Genomic DNA, 7,223 nt, shown 5'->3' with positions numbered 1-7,223 from the left:
GTATTACTGACGTAAATAAAGTTTTGACAATTGATGATTTGGTAACTGGCGACGATGTAATGTTTGCGGCTACAGCTATTACTGAAGGCGAACTGTTGCGTGGGGTTCAGTATTTTGGCGAAGGAATAAGAACACATTCTATTTCTATGCGTTTTAAATCAGGAACTGTGCGTTTTGTTGATGCTGTTCATAGCTATGATCGCAAGCCGTTTTCGATAAAATATTAAGCTTAATGTAAATCTTGTTAACGAAAAAACTTGACAAGAAGTTTTTAAGGGTGTATATTGTTAACAAAATAAATGATTTTGATAAAAAGTTAGGAGATTAACGATGCATAATTTGGCGATATTTTCTTTTATATTTGCATACGTATATTTTAGCTGGAGTTATTATTATAGCTTTGGCTTTTTGGTGTACGCAAATATAAATAACTTTAACCAAATTAATGAGTTGCGGATTGGGTCTGAGCTCTCCTTGAGGGGTGCTCAATAGAGAAACAGTCTTTATCGATAATCTTTTAACAATAAGTTAGAGGACTCATTAATGAGTCCTCTTTTTTTTATTGACGTTATTTAAAGAATTATTTAAAGCAGAGGAGTAGATACAAATGATAATTGTTATGAAACCAAATTCCCCCCTAATTGAAGTAGAGAAAATTAAAGCCAAACTAATCGCACAAGGGTACAGTATTCATCCTAGTCAAGGGGAAGCCTATTATATTTTAGGAATAGTTGGAGATACTAGCAAGTTTGATCCTACAGCTTTAAATATGAATGAGTATGTCGATCGGGTAATGCCGATTCAAGAACCATTTAAACAAGCCAATAGAAATTTCCATCCAGAAGATAGTATAATTGATGTACAAGGTGTAAAGATTGGCGGTAAGAAAATTGTAGTAATGGCGGGACCATGTTCCGTAGAAAGCGAAGCTCAAATTACCGCAATAGCGAAAAGCGTACAAGCCTCGGGTGCAAGTATATTAAGAGGTGGCGCATTTAAACCTAGAACTTCTCCTTATGCTTTTCAAGGTATGCAAGAAGAGGGCTTGGATTTATTGAAAATAGCACGTAAGAAAACAGGATTACCAATTGTCAGCGAAATTATGTCGGCAGATAAAATTGAACGTTTTGTGGCCGATGTAGATATAATTCAAGTAGGCGCAAGAAATATGCAAAACTTTGAGTTATTGAAAGAGTTGGGCAAAACAGATAAACCAATTTTATTAAAAAGAGGTTTGTCAGCAACAATTGAAGAATGGTTGATGTCAGCAGAATATATTATGGCTGGGGGCAATCAAAATGTAATTTTATGTGAACGAGGAATTAGAACTTTTGAAAGATACACGCGCAATACTCTAGATTTAAGTGCAGTGCCAGCAATTAAGAAACTAAGTCATTTACCGATTGTAGTTGATCCGAGTCATGCGGCAGGGATGTGGTGGATGGTTGAATCTCTATCTAAAGCAGCTGTTGCAGTAGGCGCAGATGGCTTAATGATTGAAGTTCATAATGATCCTGCAAATGCAAAATGTGACGGTCAACAGTCGATAAAACCAGAGCGTTTTGATAATTTGATGCAAGATTTAAAAGCGATTGCTCAAATTGTGGGCAGAGAAATATAGTTATATAGCAATTAAAGAAACTGTAGTAGGTTGGTAGTATGGTAGATAAATAATATTGGTATTTTTAGTAGAATAAGTAGAATAAGTAGATAAGTAGATAAGTAGATAAGTAGATAAGGACGTGGTAATATGCAAGATGGTTTTAGCAAAAACTCTAATATTCTAATTGTGGGGCTAGGTTTGATTGGGGGCTCAATAGCATTAGCCTTAAAAAAAGTAGGTTATAAGAATATTTATGCCGTGGATATCAACGAAAAAACTTTAAAATATGCTTGGCAACAGGAAATTATTCAAAAAACAACTCAAAATACGCAAGAGTTGCTTAGAAAAGCGGATTTAGTTATTTTGGCAATATATCCTTGGCATGCAAAGGAATTTTTGCAAAACAATCTAGCGGAATTTAAATCAACAGCAGTGGTTATTGATACTTCCGGCATAAAAGAAAAACTTTTAAATGAAGTTCACACTTTTTGGCGGAAAGATGTAGATTTTATTGCCATACATCAGATGGCAGGTAAAGAGCAAGGCGGTATTGAGAATGCTTGTGATAATTTATTTGTAAATACTAATTTTATTGTTATAGAGCAGGAAACTAATAGACCAGAAAATATTCAGGCTGTTATTCAACTAGCTAAAGAAATGCAAGTTAAAGAAATTGTTAAGCTTAGCGCTCAAGAACATGATAGAATAATTGCATATACTAGCAATTTAACTCATTTATTAGCAGTCGCGCTGGTGAATAGTCCTTCTTTCAGTCCGGAAACAAAAAGTTTTATAGGTGGTAGTTTTCGAGATGTAAGCCGTGTGGCTTTAATAAACAGCAATTTATGGACACAGCTGTTGCTTGCAAACAGTACGAATGTGTTAGCGGAGATAAAAGTCTTCAAAGAACAATTAGAGTTATTAGAGCAAGCAATTGCTAATTCTGCTACGGCTGATTTACAAGAATTGCTGGTTAAGGCAAATCGTAATCGAGGTGAATTATGCAAAAAATAAAAATAAATCTAGAAAAAAACAGCTATGAAATTTATTTAGGACAAGGGTTATTAGGCGGTATTGCTAAATTGTTGCCGGAAAAATATAGTACTGCTAAGTTGGCGATAATTACAGATAGCAATGTGGCACCGCTTTATTTAGAGCGTTTGTCAGAGCAATTTGCAGATGATCCAAGTAGAATTTTAAAAATTGTAATATCGGCTGGTGAAGCTAGTAAAAATCTAATTGTAGCTGGTGAAATTTACGAACAGCTAGCACAAGCAAAATTCTCGCGCTCAGATCTAATTATCGCTTTAGGTGGCGGTGTAGTGGGAGATTTGGCAGGATTTATAGCCGCAACTTATATGCGGGGGATCAAATTCATTCAAATTCCCACTTCCTTATTAGCACAGGTAGATAGTAGTATTGGCGGTAAAGTTGCAGTGGATATTCCTAGCGGCAAAAATTTAGTAGGTGCTTTTTATCAGCCTTTGGCAGTTTATATTGATCCGCAAGTATTGTTAACATTAGAAGATCGGTTTTATTTCGATGGATTGGCAGAAGTAATTAAATATGCTTGCATCAAAGATGCAGCTTTGTTTGCTAAACTCGAGGTTTGCCAAGGACGAACAGCAATACAAGCTGAAATAATGGAGATTATTTTAAGTTGTTTAAAGATAAAAAAACACTATGTGGAACTAGACGAGTTTGATACTGGTGAAAGAATGTTTTTAAATTTTGGTCATACTATTGGCCATGCTGTGGAAAAATGTTTTAATTTTAGTAAATATACACATGGAGAAGCTGTGGCTATTGGAATGGTCTTGATTACACAAGCAAGTGAAGAAATGGGTTTAACTTGTAAAGGTACAAGCGAAAAATTGAAAAAAATAATTACCCAGTACCAGTTACCGCTTAATTATCAACAAGAGCAATTGCCGACTAATGTTTTTCAAGAAAAACTACTAACGGCGATAGCAGTAGATAAAAAGAATTTAAAACAGCAACTTAATTTAGTTTTATTAAAAGAAGTTGGTCAGAGTTTTTTACATAAAATTAAAAGCGAGCAAGCAGAACTATTTTTACGATAAAAGGATGTGAATAAATGTTAATTACACCTAGTTTTTTGCAGGGTAAAATTCAAGTTCCCCCATCGAAAAGTGTTAGCCATCGGGCAATTATTTGTGCGGCTTTAGCAAAAGGGGAAAGTATAATTTCCAATATTATTTTATCAGATGATATTAAGGCTACGATTGCAGGTTTAAAGAATTTGGGTGCGCAGATAGAAGTTTTGCCAGAAACTGTCAACCGATACTTAGTAAAAGTAAGGGGCGGCTTGAAGGTAGATGAAAAGGCTGGAGAAATTGATTGTTGGGAATCAGGTTCAACCCTAAGATTTTTGATTCCAATAGCTGCCGCCTTAGGCAATGAAACAGTTTTTATGGGGCGTGGTAGATTAATAGATAGACCTTTGAATATTTATTATGAACTGTTTGAAAAACAAAAATTTCCTTACCAGACTAGTTCAAACAAATTGCCGCTGTGCTTACAAGGCAAACTACAAGCCGGAGAGTATAAGTTACGGGGTGATGTTAGTTCGCAATTTATTACTGGCTTAATGTTTGCATTACCGCTGTTAGCAGGTGACAGCAAGATCTTTTTGACTAGTGAATTACAATCTAAAGGTTATATAGATTTGACTATTCAAACCTTGCAAGCATTTGGAATTAAAATTGGGTATACGGCTGACTATCAAACAATAGATATTAAGGGTGGACAACAATACAAATGTACTGATTATCGGATTGAAGCGGATTATTCTCAAGCTGCGTTTTGGTTAGTCGCGGCTTGTTTGGGTAATGAAGTGCAATGTGCTGGATTAAACAAAGATTCTTTACAGGCAGATAAAGCTATTTTAGATATAATTCAGTCCTTAGGGGGAGAATTGATATGGGTAGCTAGCGATACTGTTTTATGTCGTGCTCATAAATTAACTGGGATTACAATAGATGTTGGTGATTGCCCAGATTTAGTACCAATATTAGCAGTTTTAGGCAGTCTTATTCAAGGGGAAACAAAAATTGTTAATGCGGCACGTCTGCGAATTAAGGAATCAGATCGTTTGGCCGCCATAACCTCAGAGTTGAAAAAGCTAGGGGCACAAATTGTGGAGTCTGGTGATGAATTAATAATTTGTGGACAGCAAAAATTATTAGGCGCAGGCGAGCTAGATGCTTGGGCGGATCATCGAATTGCTATGGCCCTGGCGATTGCAACTACTAGATGTGAACTAGCAAATACACTTAATGGTTGGCAAAGTGTGAGCAAGTCTTATCCTGACTTTTGGCAAGAATATCAGTCTTTAGGTGGGAAAATTCAACAGGAGGGATAAAAATGGGAGCAGTATTTGGTAAAAAAATTACGTTAACAATATTTGGTGAATCACATGGTACAGCAATAGGGTGTGTTTTAGCTAATTTACCTAGTGGTGTGGAATTAGATTTAGAAAAAATACAAAATGAATTGCAAAGACGTGCTCCAGGAAATAGTCCTTTGGCAACAAGTAGAAAAGAAGCTGATGAATTTGAGATTGTTAGTGGCTTGTTTCAAGGTAAAACTACAGGTAGCCCATTATGCATGTTGATAAAAAATAGCAGTCAGCGTTCGAGCGACTATGAATTGTTGAAAGATCTAGTTCGACCAGGACATGCGGATTATGTGGCAAAAATAAAATATAAGCAGGCTAATGATTATCGTGGTGGCGGTCATTTTTCAGGACGGTTAACAGCACCACTGGTTTTTGCTGGGGCAGTTGCTAAGCAAATTTTAGAAAAACAAGACATAATCGTAGCTGCTAGAATTAAAAGTATTGCTAAAATCAGAGATCGAGAGCAAGATTTTTTAAATATTGAGCGAAAACTATTGGAAGAATTGTTACAAAGTGAATTTCCTGTATTAGATTTAGTTCAAGGAGAAAAGATGCAAGCTGAAATTTTGCAAGCTAAAGCACAACTAGACTCTGTTGGGGGAGTGATTGAAGGATTTGCCTTGAACTTACCTGTAGGCCTAGGTGAACCATTTTTCGATTCGTTAGAAAGTAGTTTAGCAAGTATGCTTTTTTCTATTCCAGCAGTTAAGGGTGTGGAGTTTGGACTCGGTTTTGCAATTAGTGAACAATTAGGCAGTGTGACCAATGACCAGTTGCAATATCAAGGAGATAAAATAAAATTTTTAAGCAATAATAATGGGGGGATATTAGGAGGAATTTCTAATTCTTTGCCGTTGGTATTTAGAGTGGCGATTAAACCTACGCCATCGATTGCGAAAGAGCAGCAATCAATAAATTTTGCTGAACAGACAAATGTGGCTTTGAAAATAACCGGCCGACATGATCCATGTATAGTTCCTAGGGCTGTAGTAGTTGTGGAAGCAGCAGCGGCGTGGGTATTGTTAGATAATATATTATTAGCAGGTGAAAAAAATGACTTGTGAGTTAGAACTTTTGCGGCAAAAAATTGATAGGTTAGATCGACAGATTGTAGATTGCTTTGAAGAACGGATGCAAACTGTTATTCAAGTAGCAGCATATAAAAAAGCGCATAATTTGCCGATTTTAAATTCGGAACGTGAAAAAGAAGTAATTGAGAAAAATACCGCTATGTTGCAAAATAAACAATATAAACGCGCTTTAGAAAGTGTTTTAGAAAAAATGATGTTAGTTAGTCGCAATGCGCAGCAAGAATATTTAGATACACAGGTTAATTATCAAGAGTTCAAGACGGTTGAACCAGAGTTTGAGGGGAAGATAGTTGGCTATCAGGGTGTAGCTGGTTCGTTTAGCCATCAAACTTTACAACGATTTTTTAAAGAGCATTGTATTTTAGAAAAAAACTATTTGAATTTTGAAGATGTGTTTAGTGCTTTAGAGGTTGGGGAGATTGTATACGGAGTTTTGCCATTAGAAAACTCTACTACTGGGGCAATTAATGATATATATGATTTACTGAACAAATATCAAGTTTGCATCGTAGCGGAATATTGTTTAGAAATAGAACAGGCACTATTAGCAAAGCCTCAAACAACCTTGGCAATGATTGAAAAAGTATATTCTCATCCCCAGGGATTTAAACAAAGCAAGGATTTTTTAGCAAAATATCCCCAATGGGAGCATATTCCCTATTTTAATACAGCTAAAAGCGCAGAATATGTTGCACATACTGCTGCTGATAATATTGCCGCTATTGCTAGTAAACAGGCGGCTAGTTTATATAACTTACAAGTTTTACAGGAACGAATAAATTTTAACAATAAAAATTTTACACGCTTTGTGATTCTAACAAAAAGTAAGCAAATTTGGGCAGAAAGTGATAAAATAAGTTTGTTAATTGGTTTACCACATAAAGCTGGTAGCTTAGCAAGGGTGCTAAATTACTTTGAAGAATATAATATAAATCTTTTAAAAGTAGAATCAAGACCTAATCATAAGCAAAGTTGGTCCTATTATTTTTATGTCGACTTTCAAGGTTGTTTAGAAGATCGGCAAGTCCAAAAAGTATTAAAAAAGGTTGAGGCAGATAGTAGTTATTTTAGACTATTAGGAAATTATAAAGAGCATAAGGGGTAAGGC

The 7,223-nt window shown here is 35.5% G+C and carries 7 protein-coding genes; all 7 read left to right on the top strand.

The window, feature by feature from the left end:
• Positions 1-227 (top strand): fructose-bisphosphatase class II (locus SUCMO_RS10650; RefSeq protein WP_019880285.1); only part of this gene is annotated, 227 nt, incomplete at its 5' end.
• A gap of 380 nt (positions 228-607) precedes the next feature.
• Positions 608-1,621, top strand: coding sequence for a 3-deoxy-7-phosphoheptulonate synthase (gene aroF / locus SUCMO_RS0108615; RefSeq protein WP_019880284.1), 1,014 nt, complete (start codon positions 608-610; stop codon positions 1,619-1,621).
• Between the two features lie 129 nt (positions 1,622-1,750).
• Positions 1,751-2,617, top strand: a complete 867-nt coding sequence (locus SUCMO_RS0108610; protein WP_019880283.1) for a prephenate dehydrogenase — start codon at positions 1,751-1,753, stop codon at positions 2,615-2,617.
• Positions 2,605-3,687, top strand: a complete 1,083-nt coding sequence (gene aroB, locus SUCMO_RS0108605; RefSeq protein WP_019880282.1) for a 3-dehydroquinate synthase — start codon at positions 2,605-2,607, stop codon at positions 3,685-3,687. Before SUCMO_RS0108610 ends, aroB begins: the two co-directional genes overlap by 13 nt.
• Positions 3,688-3,701: 14 nt before the next feature.
• Positions 3,702-4,988: a 3-phosphoshikimate 1-carboxyvinyltransferase gene (gene aroA / locus SUCMO_RS0108600; RefSeq protein WP_019880281.1), complete on the top strand. Its 1,287-nt coding sequence runs from the start codon at positions 3,702-3,704 to the stop codon at positions 4,986-4,988.
• A gap of 2 nt (positions 4,989-4,990) precedes the next feature.
• Positions 4,991-6,088 carry a chorismate synthase gene (aroC, locus tag SUCMO_RS0108595; protein WP_019880280.1) on the top strand — a complete coding sequence of 366 codons (1,098 nt, stop codon included), beginning with the start codon at positions 4,991-4,993 and terminating at the stop codon, positions 6,086-6,088.
• On the top strand, positions 6,078-7,220 hold the full coding sequence (pheA, locus tag SUCMO_RS0108590; protein WP_019880277.1) for a prephenate dehydratase: 1,143 nt from the start codon (positions 6,078-6,080) through the stop codon (positions 7,218-7,220). The genes aroC and pheA overlap by 11 nt, the downstream gene beginning before the upstream one ends.
• The last annotated feature ends 3 nt before the right edge of the window (positions 7,221-7,223 follow it).

It is taken from the genome of Succinispira mobilis DSM 6222 (assembly GCF_000384135.1).
In the GTDB taxonomy this organism is placed as follows: Bacteria; Bacillota; Negativicutes; order Acidaminococcales; family Succinispiraceae; genus Succinispira; species Succinispira mobilis.
This window is presented reverse-complemented; position numbering and strand designations above follow the sequence as displayed.

What these genes read in the sequence shown, in the direction of transcription:
- aroA (WP_019880281.1), top strand. Translation starts at nt 3,702, where the DNA reads ATGTTAATTACACCTAGTTTTTTGCAGGGTAAAATTCAAGTTCCCCCA.
- SUCMO_RS0108610 (WP_019880283.1), top strand. Translation starts at nt 1,751, where the DNA reads ATGCAAGATGGTTTTAGCAAAAACTCTAATATTCTAATTGTGGGGCTA.
- aroB (WP_019880282.1), top strand. Translation starts at nt 2,605, where the DNA reads ATGCAAAAAATAAAAATAAATCTAGAAAAAAACAGCTATGAAATTTAT.
- aroC (WP_019880280.1), top strand. Translation starts at nt 4,991, where the DNA reads ATGGGAGCAGTATTTGGTAAAAAAATTACGTTAACAATATTTGGTGAA.
- pheA (WP_019880277.1), top strand. Translation starts at nt 6,078, where the DNA reads ATGACTTGTGAGTTAGAACTTTTGCGGCAAAAAATTGATAGGTTAGAT.
- aroF (WP_019880284.1), top strand. Translation starts at nt 608, where the DNA reads ATGATAATTGTTATGAAACCAAATTCCCCCCTAATTGAAGTAGAGAAA.